General features: G+C 45.0%; 14 protein-coding genes. 3 read left to right on the top strand and 11 right to left on the bottom strand.

Features of this window, described 5'->3' with window-relative positions:
* Window positions 1-104: 104 nt before the first annotated feature.
* The 3 genes from HP548_RS20440 to HP548_RS20430 all read right to left on the bottom strand — a co-directional run bounded on the left by HP548_RS20440 (window position 105) and on the right by HP548_RS20430 (window position 3,462).
* Window positions 105-836: a Stf0 family sulfotransferase gene (locus HP548_RS20440; protein ID WP_175382672.1), complete on the bottom strand. Its 732-nt coding sequence runs from the start codon at window positions 834-836 to the stop codon at window positions 105-107.
* Window positions 837-1,281: 445 nt separating this feature from the next.
* The gene (locus HP548_RS20435; protein ID WP_175382671.1) at window positions 1,282-2,106 is read right to left on the bottom strand and encodes a stalk domain-containing protein; all 825 of its coding nucleotides are present in this window, start codon (window positions 2,104-2,106) and stop codon (window positions 1,282-1,284) included.
* Window positions 2,107-2,226: 120 nt separating this feature from the next.
* On the bottom strand, window positions 2,227-3,462 hold the full coding sequence (locus HP548_RS20430; protein ID WP_076291129.1) for an MDR family MFS transporter: 1,236 nt from the start codon (window positions 3,460-3,462) through the stop codon (window positions 2,227-2,229).
* Between the two features lie 148 nt (window positions 3,463-3,610).
* Here HP548_RS20430 and HP548_RS20425 point away from each other — a divergent pair, with 148 nt between their 5' ends.
* Entirely contained in the window at window positions 3,611-5,377 is a 1,767-nt protein-coding gene (locus HP548_RS20425) for an ABC transporter substrate-binding protein (protein WP_175382670.1), read from the top strand.
* Window positions 5,378-5,482: 105 nt separating this feature from the next.
* Here HP548_RS20425 and HP548_RS20420 read toward each other — a convergent pair whose 3' ends face one another.
* The 6 genes from HP548_RS20420 to uvrA all read right to left on the bottom strand — a co-directional run bounded on the left by HP548_RS20420 (window position 5,483) and on the right by uvrA (window position 17,036).
* Window positions 5,483-8,122: a PAS domain S-box protein gene (locus HP548_RS20420; protein ID WP_175382669.1), complete on the bottom strand. Its 2,640-nt coding sequence runs from the start codon at window positions 8,120-8,122 to the stop codon at window positions 5,483-5,485.
* A 202-nt stretch (window positions 8,123-8,324) separates the two neighbouring features.
* Window positions 8,325-10,709, bottom strand: coding sequence for a polyprenyl synthetase family protein (locus HP548_RS20415; protein WP_175382668.1), 2,385 nt, complete (start codon window positions 10,707-10,709; stop codon window positions 8,325-8,327).
* 189 nt (window positions 10,710-10,898) lie between these two features.
* Window positions 10,899-11,696 carry a sulfite exporter TauE/SafE family protein gene (locus HP548_RS20410; RefSeq protein ID WP_175382667.1) on the bottom strand — a complete coding sequence of 266 codons (798 nt, stop codon included), beginning with the start codon at window positions 11,694-11,696 and terminating at the stop codon, window positions 10,899-10,901.
* 468 nt (window positions 11,697-12,164) lie between these two features.
* Window positions 12,165-12,920, bottom strand: a complete 756-nt coding sequence (locus tag HP548_RS20405; RefSeq protein WP_175382666.1) for an SDR family NAD(P)-dependent oxidoreductase — start codon at window positions 12,918-12,920, stop codon at window positions 12,165-12,167.
* A 66-nt stretch (window positions 12,921-12,986) separates the two neighbouring features.
* A complete protein-coding gene (locus HP548_RS20400) occupies window positions 12,987-14,516 on the bottom strand; it encodes an MDR family MFS transporter (RefSeq protein ID WP_076291123.1) in 1,530 nt (509 codons plus the stop codon).
* 27 nt (window positions 14,517-14,543) lie between these two features.
* Window positions 14,544-17,036 carry an excinuclease ABC subunit UvrA gene (uvrA, locus tag HP548_RS20395; RefSeq protein ID WP_409347672.1) on the bottom strand — a complete coding sequence of 831 codons (2,493 nt, stop codon included), beginning with the start codon at window positions 17,034-17,036 and terminating at the stop codon, window positions 14,544-14,546.
* A 221-nt stretch (window positions 17,037-17,257) separates the two neighbouring features.
* Between uvrA and HP548_RS20390 the strand changes: the two genes are divergently transcribed.
* Window positions 17,258-17,695, top strand: a complete 438-nt coding sequence (locus HP548_RS20390) for a MarR family winged helix-turn-helix transcriptional regulator (RefSeq protein ID WP_175382958.1) — start codon at window positions 17,258-17,260, stop codon at window positions 17,693-17,695.
* 112 nt (window positions 17,696-17,807) lie between these two features.
* Here the strand turns inward: HP548_RS20390 and HP548_RS20385 are convergent, their stop codons facing one another.
* Complete coding sequence (locus HP548_RS20385; protein ID WP_175382664.1) at window positions 17,808-18,284, bottom strand: DUF6376 family protein; 477 nt, start codon at window positions 18,282-18,284, stop codon at window positions 17,808-17,810.
* 141 nt (window positions 18,285-18,425) lie between these two features.
* Between HP548_RS20385 and HP548_RS20380 the strand changes: the two genes are divergently transcribed.
* Window positions 18,426-19,394 (top strand): bile acid:sodium symporter family protein, encoded by a 969-nt coding sequence (locus tag HP548_RS20380; RefSeq protein ID WP_063563531.1) that lies wholly within the window; start codon window positions 18,426-18,428, stop codon window positions 19,392-19,394.
* Window positions 19,395-19,500: 106 nt separating this feature from the next.
* Here HP548_RS20380 and HP548_RS20375 read toward each other — a convergent pair whose 3' ends face one another.
* A complete protein-coding gene (locus HP548_RS20375; protein ID WP_175382663.1) occupies window positions 19,501-23,199 on the bottom strand; it encodes a discoidin domain-containing protein in 3,699 nt (1,232 codons plus the stop codon).
* Window positions 23,200-23,247 lie beyond the last annotated feature (48 nt).

The raw sequence follows: 23,247 nt of genomic DNA, 5'->3' as shown, positions 1-23,247 counted from the left end.
CATTGTGGTGATTCAACGCATTTTGTTCCCTCACTAAGATGAATCATACATAACAACAATAAATGCAACATTTCCAACTCGTGGATGAATCTTACCAATTGTGTTTACCATTTGACATTCTCCCAATCCCTCTGGCATTCTTCCCGAAATCTTTGCACCCATTGTTCAGAAATCTCGTCTGCGATCGGGTCAAAGAAAGGGGGCGAAACGGTCACACCGTCAGTTTGAACATCCAAAAACGCTAGCACTTTCATGACGGTCCCTTCGTAATCCTGTATAAAATCCTCATAAACAATTGTCAACGGCACAATACCTGACTCGGACAGGAATTCTTCAATTGCTGCTTCGCACATATTACTCTCCACAAGCAGATGTTTAATCGCATCAAAGTTATATTGATCTGCAATATCTTGTAACTGAGGGCTGTCTCCGTGCTTGCGGTGCCATTCACCCGAGACAATGGCTCTCCACCATGACACAGCCAATCTGACTTTGTTGCGACGCGTCATGTAAATATGCTTGGTGCAATTAGGGAAGCCCGTACTCCATACCTCAGCTCGCGATAACGTTGTTGGCAGACTATAGAGACTTCGGAATGCGTCAATCCATCGTTGTTCAAAATTAATTTTGATTCCGAATACTCCGTTCGATGTTGTTCCATGATCCCAGATCTGCTCCAGATCTTCACGCTTTAATGTGTCTGGGCTCTTATGCTGATAATGCAGCCACTCGCTCGGATATCCTGCCACACCCGTAGAACATAAAGCTTCACCAAGCAGAGTACTGCCGGTTCGTTGGGAAAACCAAATGGTATAACTTTGATTAGGTCGTTTCATATCGTTGCCTCTCTTTCTCCCCTTGGGGTGATTTCCCACCAAAAAGTACTACAACATCTCCCTTCTATGTGCAACAAATTGGGTGGAATGCATGCAAAAAAGCCATAGATGAACTAATGTCATCTACAGCTTGTAACAATAAGAGAATCATATGAAATAAGAAGCGTTTCCGGATTTCTCCTCTGCACGCAATAATGATGAGCGTCCACGACAGGGGTGCACAAACATGACTGTCTAAACGCCAACACAAAAAAACATTGGTTAAGTCACTTGCTCATGCGTATTCAGTTATCGATTCAGAATGCGCCCTGTCTGGAACATGTTCATCTTAACCACCCGTCACACATATTTGTTGTTTATTGTATTCGCTCTACTGTAATCCGTCAAGATAATATTAACTCAATTGTTATTTCCTTCATGCCACTGAACATCTTATGCGGCGATTTCAACGATCATTACCCAGATAGGGAATTTCTCTGAGATTAAACATTAACTGATTCACTTTCCATACACCATTACGGTAAACAAGTTCAATATTTCGATCATTTACATAATGAGAATCACCCGTTAATGTATTTCCGATTACGAACGATTGGGATAATGTCGCTGTTGTACTGCTTGTATAATAAACGGAAGTCTCTGGAGCATCATATACCATCCAATCACTTACTAGATCCTGTCTCTTGAGAATAAATTGGATTAAATCTTCAGTGAAATAAGGCTTGAAATACGTACTGACCTGCTTGATCTGAGACAAGCCTGAAATTTCATTCAATTTCTCTGACAAAACATTTATTCGTCCCTTTGTTATTTTCACAGAATCAGGTATTTGGATGGTCTCCTCTTGCATACTTACAATCATGTTTTGTTTATTCAAGTCGATGGTTGCCTGTTTAGTTTGTGGATTCCACTCTAGCTTGGCTCCTAACGTTTGGCTGACAAATCGCAGCGGAACATATGCTGTATTTCCAATTATTTCAACAGGAGAATCCATTTTGATTATCTGTTCATTCACTCTCGCATTTTTAAAGTTAACCACAAGCCAAATTTCTTTTTCATCCGTTTTAATTCGAATGCTCTTCCCATCCTTATACCACGTTACATCTGCCCCCAAGTTGCTGGACACAACCCTCAAAGGAATTAGCACCCGGTTATTGGACAATACGCCAGTCCCAATCTCGAGTGTGGCATTCTCAGCTAAACTTGGCGTTGAAAACGCGGCAAACATAGCACACGCCAGCAATGTTAGAGTGAACTTTTTAAATATCATTTGGAACCTCCATGAGGAAATGTTTAACTAATTAAACGTTGGTTTCTCATTGAAAGTTACCTTTCTCAAAAAAAGTTAAAAAGCTGTTGCCTAAGTGCCATGCAACTGGCATCACTTAAGCTAGGCACTCACTTGTATGGGTGTGGTCTCCTTCTCCCTGATGACAAGGCGCTTATGCGCTACGATAAGAAAAGGCAGTCCAAGTGCAGTGGTCAGTGCCAGCGGTACAAAAACGAACAGACCATTCCCCGTCCCAAATTGGGTTAATAGGAGCCCTCCAAGAATCGGTGCCATGACGCTCCCCAAGTTATTGAATCCAATCGTGCCAAAGTAGGTCCCTTTCCATTCAGGTTTGGCAATACGGTCAATCAGCATATCCATCATGGTGAACATGAGCACTTCCCCAATGGTGAACAGAATGACACTGATCATCAGCAGCATAACACCTTCAGCTATGCCAAACAGGAACAGACTTGTTGCGACCAGCACGTTTCCAAGTATGAGGGGTACAACCGGCGGGAATTTGCTGGCCACTCGCACAATAGGGAATTGGATTACAAGCACAGTCAACGCATTGAGTGAAAGCATATAGGAAAACACTTGACTTCCATGTTCAAAGAGAGGATTCTGGGCCACATACTGAGCCAAGGTCGAGCTAAAGTGCCCATACCCGAGTACGCAAAACGTAGTTCCGATAAGTACTGGCAAAAATACACGGTCGCGTCCCGTAGTAGCCAGTGCATCTCGTAAACGAGGTGCTGCTACCTGAACATGTTCCGGCAGATTTGCACGCTGCAATCGAAATTGCAGGAACAAAACCAAGCCGTAAACGATATATACCAACCCGGAGATCATGAACGGAAATGTAGACTCCGCTGATCCAAGCTGAAGACCGATAATCGGTCCAAACACGACACCCAGATTAATGGCCGCATATCTGAGGTTGAAGACAAGCAGTTTATTTTGTGGTGGAGTAATATCCGATAGAAGTGCACGTGACGTGGGCTCAAACACGGCGCGGCATAAACCGTTTAACGTATTGGCCACAAAAAATACCCACAGATGCTCAGCTGCTGAAAAGATGAAGAAAACACAGGCCCAGCCAAATACGGAGACCATCATGACCACTTTGCGGCCGATTCGATCGGAAATATAACCTCCATAAAAGCTGACCATAACCCCCGCCAGAGAACTGACCGCGACGGTAATTCCAGTCTGTGTGGGTGTAGCTCCCAGTACCTGAGTCAGATAAATGGATAAAAACGGGATGCTCATGGACGTAACAAGACGTCCAAACATCGTTCCAACAATGATGGTCCAGGCTAAAGGGTGAATTTGACGTAAATGCTGCTTCATGCGTATGGTTCTCCTGTTCTAGATGTTTTTGTCTCAGATGGGCTACCTTTGCCCTATCCCTTTATGTATAATTGTATGGATCAAAGGGGGAAATAAAAGTGTAAGAAAACATGCGCACATTTCACCTTTTATGAAGGAGCACATTCATATGGATACAGCAACAACCCACTATCTGCGTCTCGCCACAGCAAAAGAACTTTCTCTTCAATTTCATGAAGCGGTTCCGGTAACGATCGAAAGCCTTTCGGCTGCCCTATGCTGCACCCCACGAAACGTGAAGTTTATTCTGCGCAAGCTGGAAGAACAAAGCTTTATTCACTGGCAGCCCGGGCGTGGCCGGGGTCATCATTCTGAGATGACATTGCTGCGCAGTGTGAATGAGGCGCTCGAAGAGAGCTTTTTGGAGCTCATGGGCAGAGGCAAAATGAAGGAAGCGATCGAGTTGATTGGCAGCACAGAGAAGAATGATGCTCTCCGGGAGCGGCTGCTGAATTCGTTAAATAAACAGATGGGATTCCACAGTCATGCCGAGAGCTCTTCCGGTCAGGACGTGCTTCGCATGGTAAGGTCACGAAGATTGGCAGAGCTGGACCCTGCTTTTGTGTATACTGCTTTTGAAACCTATCTGCTTGGGCAGGTATGCAGCACGCTAATCACCTATGACGCCAAAACAGGAACTTTCCTGCCGGATCTGGCGCATATGTGGGAGTACAACGAGGATCACAGAGTTTGGGTTTTCTATCTGCGCAAAGGTGTGCGATTCCACCATGGTCGGGTAATGACATCCCAAGATGTCCAAGCTACATTAGAGCGCTTGCGCACTGTAGACAGTCCATTCATTTGGCTATACCGGGATATTGAGCGTACCGAAGTTGTCGGGGATTACTGCATTCGTTTTTATCTAAGTCGGCCTAATCGTTTTTTCCTGAACCTGCTTAGTTGTGTCTCAATGACGATTCTCCCCTATGATGTCGATGTAACCCAACAATTAATCGGTACCGGACCTTTTCGGATCAATGAAATAAATGAAACGGTGTTGATCATTAGCGCATTCGATGCCTATTATGGAATCCGTCCTCATCTGGATCGAGTAGATATCTGGTTTGTGCCCAATCTGGGTCCTTATGAACGTCATTATGAGTTACCAGGAACAGACCGACTTAAATTGGCTACAGACGATACGGGGAGCAACAGTGTTGATTATCCAGCAACAGGATGCCGATATATGCTGATTAATTTTCGTAAAGCCGGTATTCACCATCAACTGGAATTTCGGCAAGCCATGCGCATTGTTTTCGATCCAGTCGCTTTGGTGAGGGAACTTGGCAGCAATCGAATTACACCGGCAAACAGCTTTCTTCCCTGGAAAAGCGCAGAGCATGCCTGGCGCGAGTCTTCACTTGAGGATGCACGTGAGCTCCTGTACAGCAGCGGATACCGGGGAGAAAAAATCATACTTGCGTATACTGTAGCTAAAGACCAAAAAGAAGCAGAATGGCTTAAACAGCGCGGAGCCAGCATCGGTTTATGTATTGAGTTGCAACCCTTCGTTGAATTTCCCAATGTGAGAGAAACAAGCGAAGCCGACCTAATTATTGCAGAAGAAGTTTTGGAAGATGACTGGCAATTTGGCATGATTAATTACTTCATCAACAAACGTAACTATTTTCATATTTGTTTATCACCCGATTTACAGTCCGTATTTTATCAAAAAATGGAGAATTTCCTTCAGCAAAATGAAGAGCAAAGGTCGTCGCTGCTCAATGAAGCAGAGGATTTGCTTCGCGATAACTGCTGGATATTGTACGGCTGCCATATGAATAAAAAAGCATTACTTAATCAAAGTCTCTTTGGCCTTCATACCGCTGAGTTTGGGTTCATGGATATCTCCAAACTATGGATCAAAAATCAGTAGTTTAGCATTCTGAGATATGAACATGCAAAAAAAGCCGCTCCCTTATCATCGATAAGGGAGCGGCTCCATTGCCATTCAAAAATCCGTTTCTACGGAATATGGAAATCAATTGTATGCAGTGGGATATTTCTTTATTTTGTAAAACTCCTCCATCACTTGCATAATAGATTCACTTTTAATGGGTTTGCTAACATACGCATCCATTCCAGCCTTCAGACATTTGTCCATATCCCCTCTAACTGCGTTCGCAGTAACTGCAACAATATAAGGGCATGCCTCTGGCCGCATTAATTCCTTAATCGCTTTGGTCGCTTCGAATCCGTTCAGCCTAGGCATGTGCACATCCATGAACACAATATCGTACGCACTTCGTTTGACAGCTTCCACTGCCTCTATTCCATCCACTACATAATCGACAAGATGTCCTTTCTTCTCAATCATCCGGCGTAGAACAAGTTGGTTCACCGCATTGTCCTCGGCAATTAGAATTCGAAGTTGATCAGTTTTATTTTTTTTCTGTTGTAGATCATATCTGTTGAATTCCTCCATGTTGCTGGCTTTAAACGATGCTGTAAACATAAATGTGGTCCCCGGATCGTCCGAATCCTCAATCCAGATATCACCCTGCATAAGTTCTACAAGCTTCTTACTGATAGCCAGTCCAAGTCCAGTACCTTGAGGCTTACGCGTCATGAAATTCTCCAATTGGTAGAAGGCTTCGAATAAATGCTTTCTTTTCTCCACTGGAATTCCTATCCCTGTATCCTTCACCTTAAACTGAAATTGAACGTCATTGTATTCTTGTCCGATAACCTTCACCTCGATCTCAATACTGCCTTCCGGGGTGAACTTTACTGCATTACCAATGATGTTGGTTAGGACCTGTTTTAGACGGTAAGCATCCCCAAACAAGGGAACAGGAATGGCGTCATCCAGGCTTAAACGAAGATCCAACTGTTTCTCCCGAATCATTGGTGTTACGATCTTAACCGTCTCTGTCACAATCTCCTTAAGATCAAACGGCTCATCCACCAGATCGGTTTTACCCGACTCTATTTTGGAAAAGTCCAGAATATCATTGATAATCGCAAGCAGTGAATCCCCGCTCTTTTGAATAATCTCAATATATTCCTTTTGTTCTCCACTAAGTCCAGGCGTATCCAGAAGCAAATCCGTCATCCCAATTACGCCGTTCATGGGTGTACGGATCTCATGACTCATCATTGCCAAAAACTCACTTTTGGCTTTATTCATTCGTTCGGCAGTCTCTTTGGCTACAAGAAGCTTTTTCTGTTCCGTAATATCCTTGGCAATCAGGTAGAACCCTACGTTTTTCTCATTAATAATGATAGGCGCAAGCGTTGCCAAAACTTCTGTCTCAGAACCATTTACGTGCTGAATGGCATTGATTTCTTTTTCAGCCATCTCATACTGGCTATTAAGAATAAGTCCAAGATGATATGGTCCGATAAACCTGCATATACTGGTTCCGATCATTTCCACAACCGGGCATCCGGTCATTTTCATAGCTACCGGGTTGGCATTTATGATATTACCGTCCATATCAAAAGAAATGATGGCATCATGATTATATTTTTTGAGTGAAGTATATCGTTCCACCGATTCCTGAAGTTTGAATTCGACGAGTTTACGCTCTGTAATATCCTGCAAAGTTCCGTTTAACTGTATCGGTTGTTGATCTTCATCAAAGGTAATTAATCCTCGCAGATGAAGGTACTTTTCTTTACCATCAGAGCCCAGATGTCGATATTCAAAATCAAGCGGTTGACCCGTTTTCACCCATTCAATACATGCCTTCAATCGCTGCCCCTCTGTCGGCTCCATGAATGAATAGATATCGCTGGCCTTATACAGCTTGTTTTGATCTAAGCCAAAAATCTCGAATATCTGATCAGACAAGGAAACATGGCCACTCAGCATGTTCCACTCCCAACTGCCGATCATGGCTATTCGTTCAGCTTCTGCACTAATTTCCTCATGTTTCTTTCTCTCCGATATATCTCGACCAATGGCAAGGATTTGTTGTTCTTGCCCAGGCTCCCCGATAACCTTATAGGTGGTTTCAAACCAAAGACGATGTCCATCTTTATGATGAACCTGCATATTCAACATATGACCTGTGCTCAAATCGATCTGGGAGACACGTTCCAGGTCCTGCGGGTGAAAAATAGCGGTATTGTTATTGCCCACCACTTCTTCTGGCGTATAACCAAGCAGATTATAAATGGAAGGAGAACAATAGCGGCAAATACCGTCAAAAGTTGCAATATAGATGATTTCCTGTGCATTATCGGAAATAAGTTTGAACATTTCTTCCGTTTGAAGCAGCTTTAGTTCGGTTGTTTTATGTTCCGTAATATCTACAACGTGGCAGATAAAATACAACGGTTCACCGCTGACCTCGTTCCGAGCCAATGATACATGCATTGATATCCATAAAATATCTCCATTTTTCTGAATATAACGCTTTTCGTACCTGTACTCTTGCGATTTACCTTCACACAGTGCGCTTTCGTACTTCAGATCCTGTGCAAAATCATCGTGATGGGTGATCTCCTGGTAATGAAGATGGATTAATTCTTGAGCTGTATAACCCAGCATACTGCAAAAAGCAGGATTCACTTTCATCCACTGTCCTGTTGGAGCAACAAGTGCAATCCCAATAGGTGCTTGATTATAAATCTGCTCAAACAATTCGTGATGATCGACCTTTTGAACCTGCATCTTAAGCTCTCCTTTTGGTGTATAAACACAATATTTGCTTAATACCCGATTTTTCAATTGTTGAAACATATCATTTCCTAAAAGTTTGTGTCAATAAAGCAAAACAAGGCCTGGATTCTATTTGTATTCGAATCCAGGCAACTTTGTATTATTTCATATTTAACCATGCTGAACATGGGAATGGGATTAGTCAGGGAAGATTTTAACGCTCCCGTCCAATGATGTAATCCAACAAATGTCTCAGAAAAGAAATCGGCTTTGGCATTTCGTTGAGCGCATCGGTAGCCAGACAATAGTGCTCCCACATCTCTTTCTTCGCGCCATCCTCGCCCAGAATGGATACAAAGGTTGAACTGTTGTTCCGCGCATCCTGTCCTGCCGGCTTACCGAGTACCTGATAATCCCCTTCCAGATCCAGCAGGTCATCCTTAATTTGAAAGGCGATACCTGCATGATACGCAAACTTCTTTAAGGAGGCAATCTCCACTTCCTTCACTTGTGCCAGAATAGCTGGCATCACAAGTGCAGCCTCGAAAGCAATACCCGTTTTGTAGAAACAGATCATGTTCAATTGTTCCAAAGTGAGCGTTTTTCCTTTGGCATTCAGATCCATCGCCTGCCCCATACACATATCCTCTGCTTTTTCAGCGGAATATTGAATCAGGGTAAGCACGGTTGCGGCATCAAACTGATTAAGGGAAGATTGCTCGCCAATGGCCTTTTGGATGAGAAATAATCCTGTCAACTCCGCTGTTGCGCTGTTATGCACCTGATGTAAGGTCGAACGGCCTCGGCGGGTCGAAGCATTATCCTGGGTCGGCAGATCATCAAAGATCAGTGAAGCCGTATGCATGTATTCCAGTGATCTCAGGAGAGGAATGATAGACGATTCATGTAGTCCATATTCACGTACACCCATCACCCAAGTTAGGATCGGCCTTAGCCGTTTTCCATCTCCTTGCAAACTGTAATTCGCTGCATCAATAAGCGTGCCTTTCATCTCCGGAAGTCCACCCGGTTTGGATATCTGTAATTCAATATTGATCTGTTCACGAACCGTCCGAATCGTATCCAGAAAATCCTGTTTTTCACGCTTGTCATTCTGCAATTGGAGGATAACTTGATCCCGCAGCAATTTATCCAAGAAATCCACATCATCGGCTTTTCGCACCATTTGCTGAATGAGGCGATTGAATTCCGGTTGTCCGGAGGCAAAGATGTTCATCACTTCATAGTATTGTTCTTGACCCAAACGTTCTCTACAACGCTTTAAACCATTAATAGCCCGATCCAATATGACCTCCCGGGTCTTCTCATCCGAATGGTACACCTCATGAATCAGATAAGAGATAACCGCCCAGTATAGCTCATACGGATTGATCAGATCAGGCCGCAGGTCACGATACTTCAGATAGTAGGTATACGGGGTCACTGCCCCTTCCTCCATATCGTCAAACATATCAGCGAAATCGTCCGCGAGCTGATTATATATGCCATAGTAGAATGTCCGCAGATCAAAACCTTCATCCGCAGATGCACTGAGCACAGAGCGAACAATGAGTCTGGAGGATGAGGATTTAATAATAATCGGAATATAAAGTTCTTCATTGGAATAATTCGCGTTGGACAGTTTCTTGGCCCGATCTATTTCCTGAGACTGAAAGAATACATAGGATTGCTCGAAGAACGTGCGCTGCATCTCAGGGCGCTGGTAGTCCTTGATATACTCAAACGCATCACGCAGCTCACCATGAACATATTGAATGACTTGAAGATTCGCTCCCTTCCATTCGCCGATATCCGGCACGATCCCAGTGAGAAGCGCATTCCGGATCAAGAGAGAATACTGTTCCTTCTCTTGCGCAGTCAACGCCTGCGAATCCAGCAGGTCATCAATAAATGGATAGGTCAGTCCGTATGAATAACCAAGCCGAATCGCAGCATCCAGCCTCTCGGAACGTTCTGCCTGGGGAGTCTCATCATTCATATCATCGTTCACATGCAGAACAACGCCAAGAATGATCTTGAGCAGTTTGCGCTGCGCCTGTTCTGCATCCAGTTCTTTGGGGATATTGGAAGCGACATTTTTTAATTTGCTGATGATCCAGATAACAGCTTTTTCCACGTTCTCCTTCTGAGCCCATCGATACAAGGCGGCCAGACTAATATAATCCGGACTTCCCTTGTGATGGGTTGTATTTGAACGTATAAAATACGCTTTGGTATCCTGAGCGACACGCTGAATGCGTGCCTGGGTATCCGAGGAATCCAGTGCTTTGCCCAGATCTCGCATATAAATGTAAGAAATACTTCGATCCAGGTAATCATCCAGTTTGCCTGTAACATTAAGCCAATGGATATATCTATGAGCATCCCGGGAATCCGGTTTTCTTTGACTTGGTGATAAAAAAGATAACCAGGAAAACGGTTGGATATGTTTCTTTTGCCACAAGTGAATATCTTGTGTAAGTGCAGTGGTATACGTGTTATTCAGCAGTTGTTCTTGAAGAGAAGTAAAATACTGAGCTGCCTTCTGCTCAGCCAGCCGATATCCTGCATCAGCCTGATCTGTGAGTACGTTATTCATAGGATGGATACCTCAACTTCTCATAATGTTAAACATGTATCCATGAAAGGAGTTTGAGGGTGCTCCATGGACGAAAACTGATGTGAATTCATGCAACAACAAATTCGCCAGCTCATGTTCATACCCTTTATACGGCATTCCATCCGTTTGGTTACGAAATCGTCATGGACGCTGCAATCCTATGTGGTTTTACAAAATCGAAGACCATACCTTCACTGCTGTAATGGCGATAAGAACCATCAGTCCATACCGAAGCAGTCTCACATTAATCATTGAACTCACTTTGGAACCGAGTGAAGCACCAAGCAGACTCCCGATAACCGTATATATGATGGGCTCCAGCGGAATGTCTCCACCCATAATCTTTCCCACCACCCCACCAATGGCGGAGATGAACACGATCGCAAGCGAAGAAGCAATGGTCGTCCGGGTAGGGATCTTAAGCACGGTGAGCATGATCGGAATCAATATAAAAGCACCACCCGCACCAACAATTCCCGAGACGATTCCCACGGCAAGAGCCGATCCTGCCGCAACATATGTGTTAAATGTCAGCTGTCGAGCCGAGCCTTCTGTTCCCTTACCGGGAATCAGCATAAGTACAATCGCGATAATGGCCAGAATACCATAGATCAGATTGATGACTTCTCCATTCAAATGACCAGATATGAAGCCGCCAATCAGACTGCCGACAAGAATACTGGAGCCCATATAAGCCACCAGACCTTTATGAATAAGAGCTTCACTCTTGTCCCCATTCCTTGTTCTCCTAATGTAGGCAATCACACCAGCGAGTGAAGCAAAAAACACCTGAAACATGCTGATCGACGACACCTCATGTGCCGAGAATGGTTCCAGCCCCATGAGAGAAGGTATATACAACAACAGCGGGTAATTAATTATGGCTCCACCTATACCCAACAAACCCGAGAAGAAGGAACCGATCAGACCCAGTATAAACATGATGACAAAAAGCAGAGTATCCATCGGTTTTTCTTCCTTTCTTGCGGTGTAAAAAAGATGCAAAAAACAGTATACGCAGTTAAAATAATCGGCTATAATAAAAACCAAGTAAATTAATCCGAAATGAGTGATTAAGCATGTTTAACGTGTTGAAGACTCTTTTTGAAAATAAATGTCCACTATGCAACGAAAAATTACAAGTTCACAGTGATGCGTTATGCGCTACAAAAACATGCTCCCAATGTCACTATAAAGAAGAGAGCTATGGCTCTCTCGGTGTGCGTATTGTCTATGACACCACAAAATGATAAAAGACGCATGCCTGCTTATTGTATCATGATCTCTGAACTACCGGGATGACTATATAGAATTATTTTCATAATAAATACTCTTCTTATATGGATTGCAAAAAAAAGGTGCAGAACGATTTATTCGTTCTGCACCTTTTTTTTATTTTTCAGAAACGGACTGCACTACCTTACTGTCCAAATCTTATTTTGTTTTGAAGCTGAGGAATCCATCATCGACTGCAATGGTTGAACCATTCACTGCACTTGCAGCATCACTGAACAAGAAGGTAACCACACTCGCAACTTTCTCCGGTTGAATGAGCTCTCCCCGCATATGTTGCGTGGCAAGTGCATCCTTCATCGCTTTGTCATCACCCAGAATCGGTGTATCAATGAAGCCTGGCGCTACACCAACCACACGAATGCCATGTTCAGCAAGTTCCAAGGCACCGGATTTGGACATCATTACGACAGCTGCCTTGGCTGCATTGTAGTTAAAGCTTCCCACCGCAGCAATACTGCCATAGATCGAAGCTGTATTAACAATGGTACCCTGTACATTCAGTTCAACCATTTTTTTGGCGCCATAATACATGCCGTAATACACACTGTGTTGGTCAACATCGATTACTCTGTGATAGGATTCCGGGTCCATCTCCAGAAATGGCTTCACGAGTCCAATGCCCGCGTTGTTGAAAATACCGCTCAATGTTCCGTATTTCTCTACGGTCCAATCGATCAGAGCTTTGATCTCGTCTCCTTTGGAAACGTCCACTTTGTATGCCCCGGCTGTGCCGCCACCTGCTTCAATCTCCGATGCAAGCTTTCTCGCACCCTCTTCGTTATAGTCTGCTATGACAATCGTTGCACCCAGATCCGAAAGCTGAAGCGCTGTTTCTTTACCAATACCACTCGCTCCGCCGGTGATAATGATTACTTTTCCATTTTGTTCAGACATAACGCAGGTCTCCTTTGATAAGAACATATTGTCATATCGTGCACACAAATCCATTACATAGTCTTGCTAGTGTGAAGCTAAATATTCATCTGACTCGGATGCAGGGTCAAATTTTTCCTTACTCATAAACCAAGCAGCCAATAGAGCAATAACGGCCGGAATGATGGCCCAGGCAAACGTATGAACGATGGATGAGGACAATGCTTCTGTAATCTTATCCAACATTGGCGCAGGAATATCAGCACGAGTGTCCGGTTTTAGGACTAAGCTAGGATCACTCAGATTCACGCCACCACCCTGCTCACTACCATTACTATTTCCAAAGAAGGAGACCAATTTACTCGTAAATACGTGACTTTGTACGATACCAAATACCGTGATTCCCAACGTCATACCGAGTTCCCTATTGAAGTTAAGTGTTGAACTGGCCGAACCACGCTGTCTTGCTGAGAAACCGTGAATGGCTGCATTGCTCAATACAGAGAACGAAGACCCAATGCCCAGACCAACCAGAATCATGAAGATAGTCACCATAAATCGGGAGGAATCTGTCGTTAACGTTGTCAGCAAGGCAATACCAATAACCAGCAGCGCGAGTGTAGGTAACATGATGGAGCGGTATCTGAGCTTGGTAAGCATGGCTCCTCCACCCGCAGCTGTCACAACCGATCCAAGCATCATCGGCAGAAGAACAAGACCGGAATTGGTGGCCGATCCACCAAGTACACCCTGAATATAAATGGGGATATAGATGGAAGCTGTAATAAAGGCTGCACCACTAAATATGGCCATCAGATTGCTGGTGGAATACAGCCGGTTTTTGAACATGCTAAATGTAATAATTGGTTCTGCCACTCGGCGCTCTATGAACACAAATGCAGTCATCAGCACGGCGAACGCAGCAAACAAACCTACGATCATGCTGGAATTCCAGGCGTATTCCTTGCCTCCAAGTTCAAGTGCAAACATAAGGCACACGATGGAAGCTACCAGTGTGAATGCGCCAAAATAGTCAATTTTCTGTTTGGAATGCTCTACGGATTCTTTATAGAAGAATGCAATCATGACAAAGGCGATCAGACCAAGTGGCAGGTTGATATAGAAAATCCAGGACCAATGAATGTAATCAGTGAGATAGGCCCCGAGAAGGGGTCCGAAAATACTGGATAAACCAAAGACTGCACCGAATAGTCCCCCCACTTTACCCCGTTTGTCTGCGGGAACGACATCAAACATAATGGTAAATGCGATCGGCATCAACGCCCCGCCGCCGATTCCCTGAATCGCACGATAAATACTGAGCTGAATGATGGAATCCGCCGTCCCGCACAATGCAGAACCAATCATAAATACAATGATTCCAAAAATGAAAAATCGCTTGCGGCCATACATATCCGATAGTTTACCGAAGATCGGCATACCCGCCATCTCTGCAACCATATAGGCAGAGGTAACCCACATTAATTTATCAAATCCACCAAGATCACCTACGATGGTACCAATTGCAGTGGCAACGATGGTGTTATCCATCGAAGCCATGAGAATGGCAAGCAGCAAGCCTGCAAGAATAACGCCTAATTTATTGCTTTTTACCATGATTATTTTTCCCCTTATCCATTCTGATTAAAGCCCTTCGGCTAATATACGCTTCAAAAATTGTCCTGTATGGGAGGCTCTGACTTCCGCCACCTGCTCCGGCGTACCTTCGGCTACCAGTTCTCCACCCGCTGCGCCACCTTCTGGGCCAATGTCAATAACCCAATCGGATTCCCGAATCAATTCCAGACTGTGCTCTACAACGACAACGGTATTCCCCGACTCAACCAGCTTATCCAGCAAAATATGGAGTTGCTTGATGTCTGACGGATGAAGGCCGGTTGTTGGCTCATCCAACAGATAGAGCGTGTGTTTTTTGCTCTTTTTACTCAGCTCTTTTGCCAGCCTGATCCGTTGGCCCTCACCACCTGACAATGTTTTGACGGATTGACCCCATTGGAGGTAACCCAGTCCAACTTCACACAACATCTCTACAAGATCGGCGATTTTGGTCTGACTTTTCAGGACAGGCAGACTTTCGGCCACTGCCATATTCAGTACATCAGATATCGAGAAACCTTCGTATTGAACCTGTAACACCTCATCCACGAACCGTCTGCCCTTGCAATCATGACAAGTTACCTCCAGATCAGGCAGGAAGTTCATGTCTACAGACAATACCCCAAGACCTTGACAGGTTTCACAGCGCCCTCCGGGTGTATTAAACGAGAAGTGCTTCGCAGTTAGCTTTCGTGCCTTGGCATCTGGCAAACCAGCGAACAGCTGACGCAGGTGCGTAAATACATCGGTGTAGGTGGCCACATTCGACCGTTGCATTCTGCCCATCGGCGTTTGGTCAAAAATAACGATATCACCTACGTGCTCCAAGCCTGTTATCTCTTCACAACCTGTTGGTTTCAGACCTGACTCCATACCCTGTGCGAGGATATCAAATACAAGCGTAGATTTGCCGGACCCCGAAACACCCGTTACGGAGATCAGTGTGCCTAATGGAAAAGATACAACCGGAATATCGATGTTGCGCAAATGGGCTCCCCGAATGGCAAGATGCTGCCCCGTACCTGTTCTTCGGTTATAAGAAGGACTAGCCAAAGATTCATTTCTCAGATAAGCCCCCGTAACCGAAAGCTCAATTGCCATTACATCCTCCAGGCTCCCTTCACCAACAACTATCCCTCCATTGACTCCAGCACCAGGTCCAATGTCGATCACATGATCGGCAGCACGCATCATCTCAATATCGTGTTCAATGACGAGGATCGTATTGCCCAGATCACGAAGCTCCTGAAGTACACGAATCAGGCCAACGGTATCTTTCGGATGAAGCCCTGTTGTCGGTTCGTCCAGAATATACAATACGCCCGTTAAACCAGAGCCTAGAAGCGTTGCAAGTCGTAATCGCTGGGTTTCACCACCAGATAAAGTTACGGTCTGACGATCCATGGAGAGATAGCCAAGTCCAACATCCATAATGCGTTTCAATTTGGTGGGCAGATCGTGAAGGATTGGATCAAGCAGGTGATGTGCCTCGGATGAGATCACTTCTTGAAGTCCTCCCGTCCATTCCAACACTTTGCTGAATGACCAGTTGGTGACGTCGGAGATGGATGCGCCAGCTACGCTTACCGAAAGAATTTCTTTTTTCAAACGAGCTCCCTGACATTCAGGACACTGCTGTTGATGAAAAAAACGTCCGTCTTTTTCCGTTCCACCACCTTCTCCTTCCTTTTCCTTATAGCGTCGCCACAATCCGGGGATTACACCTTCGAACTTGGTTCCCTGGATGGGTTTGATATTAGGGTAATGCTGCTTGAATTCTTCGCTATCGACGCCGTAGTACAGCAAATCACGCTCGATTTCACCAAGGTCCTTCAATGGCCGATCCGGATCGAATCCGAATCCAAAATGCTGTCCAGCTGCAACCAGAATTCGGATCTGAATATCCCGATGCACACCATTTAACGAAGCTACACCTCCATCCCGCACACTAAGCTCAGGATTGAATACAGCAGCTTCGTTGATTGATGCCACATGACCCAGTCCACTACATATATCACAAGCACCCTCCGGTTTATTGAACGAAAAGTGTGACATACCCAGCTTCTCCAGCTCGGTATTGCAATGTGGACAAAGTATAATCTGATGTCCCATGTATTCGTCTTCCTCAGTTAGATGACCAGCCGCTTCCCACGATGGCGAAATGGTGCCAATACAGGATGGACATATACGCTCTCCTAGTCTGGAAAAAATGAAACGAACGTAAGTGTAAATGTCTGTCACTGTTCCTACTGTTGAGCGTGGATTCCGGTTAGTAATGTGCTGTCCTACGCTGATGGATGGAGAAAGACCTGTGATCGACTCCACCTTTGGTTTGCTGATCGAATCCGATGTTAATCCCATCGATTCCATGTATTGTCTCTGGCATTCTCGCTGAAGGGTATCCATTGCCAGCGTGGATTTGCCGGAGCCGGACGGACCCGTTAGAACAACCAATTTATACTTCGGAATCGAAAGTGAAATATTCTTCAGGTTGTTCTCCCGTGCACCTTTAATCATCATTGTGTCTCTCAAAATCGATCGTCCCCTTTGCAAATAAGTACAGAGTTCGTTAAAATAAGTTGAAATTAATCATACGTCAATCTAGTATCTCCAAAATTTATTATCTTGTTAATCTAATATCTCGATAATCAAGATATATGTCATCTTAAGAGGAGGGTTATCTTTTGTCAAGAGAACATCAACAACAACCTACCGAATTACAGGAGAATTTTACGTTGCGCATGCGGAGCCTGGGTACACGAACCGTTTTATATCAGCAGCATGTGGCTGCCTCTTTAGGCTTGTACAATAACGATTTCATATCCGTGGATATCCTGCGCGAGAAAGGTCCAATCACTGCAGGTGAGCTGTCAAAACTTACCGGTCTGGCCACAGGGAGTGTCACGACATTAATTGACAGGCTTGAGAAGAACGGCTTTGTTCGCCGGGAAAATGACCCCAATGACCGCCGTAAAGTCATCATTGTGCCTTTGTACGAAAACAAGGAAGAGGTCAGCAGCACGTACCTCACCCTTCACGCAGCTATGGTTAAAATGGCTTCCACTTACACTGAGGAAGAGCTGGAGCTTATTACAGGGTTTCTAAGTAAAGCAGGAAATGTACTGGATGAACAGATTGAAGATCTAAGTTCCAAAATTCGTGGCAAATCATCATCTTAATATTAGAAAAAGCAAAAAGGACGATATCTGGAAGTGATTAACATCACTCCGGTATATCGTCCTTTTCCATGAGATGAACCTGCTAATGCTCAAGGCCTAGACTGTTTAAATCTTAATTGACTTCGATTCCAAGACCGCTTAATGGATCTTTTAAACCATTAATATTGGTGATCAATTCAGGAATCCCTGTCTTCTCCCAGTTTTCTGCCGTAAAGCCCTGCTCTGCAAGCGTATTCTCAAATTGACCCACCACTTCGGTTAATTGATTGTTGTAACTGACCAGATTTTCATGAATGCTTTCCCCTATCGCTGGTGCAGTAAGCTGAGAGAATTCGCTGGCTTCCGCCTGAATCTGATCTATTTTCTCCTGTACCTGAGTTGTTACTTCCGGGTTACTCACCGCTCCTGATGCGAGTTCTTGCAGTTCGGCTCCGGCGTTCGATACTTGCTCTATATAATCAGTAGCCCCACTAACGTAATTCAAACTTTGATTCGCTTGTTCTACAACAGAACAGGCGGATATCACAAGAATACTTGACGCAATGAGGCCTGCCATCATCAATGTGTGCTTTCTTTTTCGTTTAATCATGACCATCTCCCCTTCTTCAACTTGAAGTGTTTCTTCCAGATTTATGATAACTGCTCCGTATGCTACATTGCAAATGGGTCTGCACTCAGCGTTATTAACATGTATAATAAAGGAATCATACGGTAAAGGGATGTCATGAATATGCTTCAGGCCTTAAATGTACGCTTGAACCGCATCATGCCACTGATTACCCCAATCAGCATTATTATTGGCGTTCTTTGCGGGAGTCTTCTTTCTTCTTATACCTTTTTGTCGCCATGGCTTTTTGCGTTCATGACGTTTGCCGGAAGCATCAGTCTCGGGATACGGGATTTTGTGAACGTGCTGAAGAAGCCTTTTCCACTGTTTGTTTGTCTGTTTATTCTGCATCTGGCGATGCCTCTCATTGCTCTAGGCATGGGTCACCTGGTCTTCCCAACGGATGCCTACACGATAACGGGCCTTGTTCTAGCTGCCGTTATTCCGACAGGTGTGAGCAGTTTTATCTGGGTCAGCATCTATCGGGGCAATATCGCTCTGACGCTGTCGATTATCCTGATTGACACCATGCTTGCTCCTTTCGTGGTACCCGGTGTGTTATCCTTGCTGATTGGCACTAGCGTATCGTTGGATATTGCAGCCATGATGAGCAGTCTGTTCTGGATGATCGTTGTCCCCTCCTTGCTCGGAATGCTTTTGAATGAATGGACCAAAGGGGCCATTGTTCCGGTCTGGGGGCCCAGACTGAATCCGTTCTCCAAATTGTTCATGGCAGCGGTTGTCGCGATTAATGGTTCTGTTGTTGCTCCCTATTTGGCTGACTTTAACTGGCAGCTCGCTGGTCTAGCAGCCATCATTATTTTTCTGGCCTCATTTGGCTATGCTCTAAGCTACTTCGTTGCCCGATTACTCGGTTGGAATGAAGCCGATCAGGTTGCACTTGTGTTCAACGGAGGCATGCGCAATATTAGTGCGGGAGCGGTACTTGCCGTATCTTATTTCCCTCCACCGGTTGCCGTCCCGGTTGTACTCGGCATGGTATTCCAGCAGATGTTGGCCTCGCTTGCAGGCTATCTGCTTGGGCGTCGTTCGCAGACTCTTCACAATGCTGATAAGACGTCTGCAGCCTAAATGCGAATCCGCCATTGTACCGTTTTATCTTAAACATGCTCTAAACACAAACAGCAGATCAGAATATACTGATCTGCTGTTCCCGTGTCTAGAACATTGTGAACGTCTAGTCTCTACCATACACTTCCACTTCATAGAGTGAGTACCCATATTGGGTGGCTCGTTTCTCTCCCGTGAGTCGCACATATTTTCCTTTTCCGTTCACCGCAAGTTCTTCCAGACCACCTTTGCCCTCTTGCGTATGATACACTTCCTTCCAAACGGTACCATCTTCCGATACGTCAATACGATAAGCTGTAGCATAGGCTGCTTCCCAATTCAGCTTGATGCGTTTTACTTGCTTGGCCTCTCCCAGATCAATCGTAATCCACTCCGGGGTATCTCCAAATCCGGAACTCCAACGTGTCTCGGGATTGCCATCGACTGCATTATTGCCAACAAAAGGCTCTTCCGTTGAAGAAACGGTCACATTTTTGTTAAGTGCAAAATTAACGTTCGTATCCCCTCCATCTTCTCCACCTTCATTTCCTCCGTTTTCTCCGTTCCAGGGAATCCAGGAATCAGAAACTTGCGTATTTTGGGTTGGATCGACTCTTACCAGAGACTTAGGCCCAACAACAGCTTTTCCAGTGGTCCCAGATGCATTTTTGAAAGTGACCGTTACACTCTCATCTGTCGGATTCCAGATTTGTGCAGTATATGTTCCATTTTTCTTGTAGACGGTTGCACTGCTCCATCCGGTGGCCCAGATGTCTTTCGTCCGTTCACCAAGTGTTGCCATACTGTTTACGAACCAGTACGTATTAAAAACTTCATTTTTTTGCATCGATGAAGCATTCCACTTGGCAAGCACTTCAGCCGGATCACTTAGCGCCTGAATAGGCCATACAATATGCTGCCATTCTCGTTCAGGTCCACCGTTATCGGCAACAAATCCGTTATACAAGCCAGCAGCCTTCGTTTTGTCCAGACCATAACTGGTCAGATATTCACTGGTTGGCAGCCAGTGAATACCATAAATATGAACCGGTTCACCGCTAAAGAAGGTACCAAAGAAATACGAACTTCCATAGACTTGCCCTACAGAAGCGTGTTTCCATTCATCGAGCCAATTATCTCCATCATAGTTGAACCAGTATTGCTCAATTGCCTTCAGTTCAGTTGTGAATCCGTAAATCGCAGCATCTCGGAAATCCTGATCTTTGGTTAACAAGCTCCACATATACTGCCCTACCCAGCCAAAGAGGGATTCACCAGCAGCTTCCTGATTGTTGCCACTATCATTATCTGCATAGCCTCCTGCCCAGGAATGGCCCTGATAAGGATCAAAGCTGCGGAAAGACGGATACAACGGATCGTTCTTGGACGGATTGCCATAATCCCGAATAAGATGATCCACCATATCACCATAGTCTGCCCGGAACTGTTTATCAAAAGTAGCCAACACTGCTGATGCAAATACATAATACCCATAAGTGAAATGATGATCTGTAATTCCATAGTTAGCACCAAACTCACTTGTCTTGTAGTACATCGTTCCCCAATCATCATTGTAATAGAGGAAATAATCAGGTTCACCTGCTGTGTACGTATACCAATCGACCAGAATCTCTTTCATGCGGGAAAGGAACAGGTCACGGTAGACGGTCTCTCCCATTTCGTTCGCCGCAAGTACACCCATGGCAAGAGGATGAAGTTTTTTGCCTTGCCAGTAAGCGTCAGCAGCCATCAGATTGTTGTCTGTCTCCGTTTTGAGCATTTCGAGATAGGCTACCATCTCTTCTCGGTTGTATTCTGCATTGGTAGGTTCTGTGAACTGGGGAACCATGCCGTAGAAATGATCCTCCACCGTAAACTGGTTTCCTTCCCGCACTTTCAACGTTCCACGAATGGACGGATATGTGAGCGAAGTAAGTGGAGAATTCGTAATTTTCCATTGATGTGGATATAGGGCCTGCAATGTGTTCGGTGAGAACCCTGGACGCTTCACTTCGGTCTCGGCTTTGAAGTTGGTCGTAACGGTAGACGTTTGCTCGTTATAGTTATAAGTAACCTCTGTGTTCGTTACAAAGGCATAAGCGTGCTCATGGAATTGATTTAGATCCGTTAAAGATGGCATTGTCGCTGCGGATAGATAAACTTTCCCGCCTCCAAGCTGGAGTTTGATCTTGGCTCCCGCTTTTTTGAATACAGTTCCTTCTGGGGCAAATATTCCGTAGTACCGTTCCTCTTTTCCCCCAGCCGGATCGCCACTTTGATTCTCCAACTGAATGCCAATATGATCCCCCGTAAAGGTATCACCATCCGATTGCAATACCGTTTCTCCATTACCATTCACGACTTTGGTAATGAGTGAAGAAAAGATTTCGGCTGTGTTAGGATTGTTGAATTCCATAAATACATATGGTGAACCCTTTACAAAGGTCGTTTTCATTTTTGCTGAAGCATCGTCACTCAAAATCGTATCTACCGCATAATCGCTGTACCCGCTTACTCGGGTTTCCATATTATTGGCATTAATATTGGTGGACATAAAATACAGATCCGGGTTTCCGTCTGCATTCACTGCACTTCCATCTCCATTAATCCATCCTTCCCCTGGGTTCAGAAGCCCGAGCCCTTGGGGGTAGAACTTGGATTTGAGTGGCAGTGTAATAATGGAATCGCTGAGCGGCTTAATAAGCAGGGATTGCCACCAGTCATTAGACGCGATAGGTGCTTGAACGTTATCCGTTTTATAGGAAGGATGTTTGGGCTGAGGCATACGGATGTCATTCGTCAGATAACTGCCCTTCCCTACCTGAACCGTGCTGGGACTTGGCAATTCAGGGATTGGGTAGGATGGCTTCGGCGTTCCGTCTACATAGTCGTATACTTCAAAATCAAACAGAGAGTAGCCAAAATTGGTCGCTCTTCCGATGCCTTGCATTTTGACATAACGTCCGGATGCATACATCGAAATATCCTGTTTCCCTCCCTTGCCATGCAGCTCCCGGTACACGGTAGTCCAGGCAGTGGCATCATCGGAGATTTGCAGATCAAAGGCACGTCCTGCAGCCCCTTCCCAGTTCAGAACCACTCGTCCAATGTTCCGCTTGCTGCCCAAATCCACATAGATCCATTCGTCATCCGTATGATTCGAACCCCATCGGGTAGAGGAATTCCCATCGACTGCATTCTCCGGAAGTGTTGCCCCAGGGGGCAGATAATCGGATTGTTCATAGGAAGAGACGGTAACTTGCTTACCCTGAGCCACATCCGGTCCATATGTAACAGGTGGTACACCAGTGCCACCCGTTCCGTACACTTCCAATTCAATGATCGAGTAACCATAGTTGGCGAGGGCCCTTTCTGTCCCTAATACGCGTACGTAGCGGCCGCTTCCATTAACGGTGAGCTCATCAGTCCCGCCATTGCCTGTAGCTGTATTGTAGATGTCAGTCCAGTTCACTTCATCGGTTGAAACCTGAACTTGATAAGCCTTGGCATATGCTCCCTCCCATTGGATGCGTACTTTGTCAATCGTAGCAGTGTCACCCAGATCTACATACAGCCACTGTGGATCTTTGCCCCAGGCACTCGACCATCTGGTGCCACTGGAACCGTCAACGGCGAGATTCGGCGTATTATTCCCTTCAGTTGATGAAGCATAAGCTGGTCGATTGCTAGACAATAGATAGGATGCAGGTTCAGCCTGAGCTTTGGATGGGACAAAGCCCGGAAACAAGGTGGTAAATAATGCAGCGATCAATGCAATCGCCAATCCTTTGCCAGCAAATGCTCTTCTTTTACTTCTTGATGCCATGTCTTAAAATACCCCCTTCAATGGGTGATAGGTACCGAAGTCATGATG

It is taken from the genome of Paenibacillus taichungensis (assembly GCF_013359905.1).
Lineage (GTDB): Bacteria > Bacillota > Bacilli > Paenibacillales > Paenibacillaceae > Paenibacillus > Paenibacillus taichungensis.
Note: the sequence above shows the minus strand (reverse complement) of the source record. Positions and strands in the feature narration are given on the sequence as shown.

Excerpts from the sequence above, each read along its gene's own strand:
- HP548_RS20440 (WP_175382672.1), bottom strand. The coding sequence starts at position 836 with ATGAAACGACCTAATCAAAGTTATACCATTTGGTTTTCCCAACGAACC.
- HP548_RS20435 (WP_175382671.1), bottom strand. The coding sequence starts at position 2,106 with ATGATATTTAAAAAGTTCACTCTAACATTGCTGGCGTGTGCTATGTTT.
- HP548_RS20430 (WP_076291129.1), bottom strand. The coding sequence starts at position 3,462 with ATGAAGCAGCATTTACGTCAAATTCACCCTTTAGCCTGGACCATCATT.
- HP548_RS20425 (WP_175382670.1), top strand. The coding sequence starts at position 3,611 with ATGGATACAGCAACAACCCACTATCTGCGTCTCGCCACAGCAAAAGAA.
- HP548_RS20420 (WP_175382669.1), bottom strand. The coding sequence starts at position 8,122 with ATGCAGGTTCAAAAGGTCGATCATCACGAATTGTTTGAGCAGATTTAT.
- HP548_RS20415 (WP_175382668.1), bottom strand. The coding sequence starts at position 10,709 with ATGAATAACGTACTCACAGATCAGGCTGATGCAGGATATCGGCTGGCT.
- HP548_RS20410 (WP_175382667.1), bottom strand. The coding sequence starts at position 11,696 with ATGGATACTCTGCTTTTTGTCATCATGTTTATACTGGGTCTGATCGGT.
- HP548_RS20405 (WP_175382666.1), bottom strand. The coding sequence starts at position 12,920 with ATGTCTGAACAAAATGGAAAAGTAATCATTATCACCGGCGGAGCGAGT.
- HP548_RS20400 (WP_076291123.1), bottom strand. The coding sequence starts at position 14,516 with ATGGTAAAAAGCAATAAATTAGGCGTTATTCTTGCAGGCTTGCTGCTT.
- uvrA (WP_409347672.1), bottom strand. The coding sequence starts at position 17,036 with ATGATGATTAAAGGTGCACGGGAGAACAACCTGAAGAATATTTCACTT.
- HP548_RS20390 (WP_175382958.1), top strand. The coding sequence starts at position 17,258 with ATGCGGAGCCTGGGTACACGAACCGTTTTATATCAGCAGCATGTGGCT.
- HP548_RS20385 (WP_175382664.1), bottom strand. The coding sequence starts at position 18,284 with ATGATTAAACGAAAAAGAAAGCACACATTGATGATGGCAGGCCTCATT.
- HP548_RS20380 (WP_063563531.1), top strand. The coding sequence starts at position 18,426 with ATGCTTCAGGCCTTAAATGTACGCTTGAACCGCATCATGCCACTGATT.
- HP548_RS20375 (WP_175382663.1), bottom strand. The coding sequence starts at position 23,199 with ATGGCATCAAGAAGTAAAAGAAGAGCATTTGCTGGCAAAGGATTGGCG.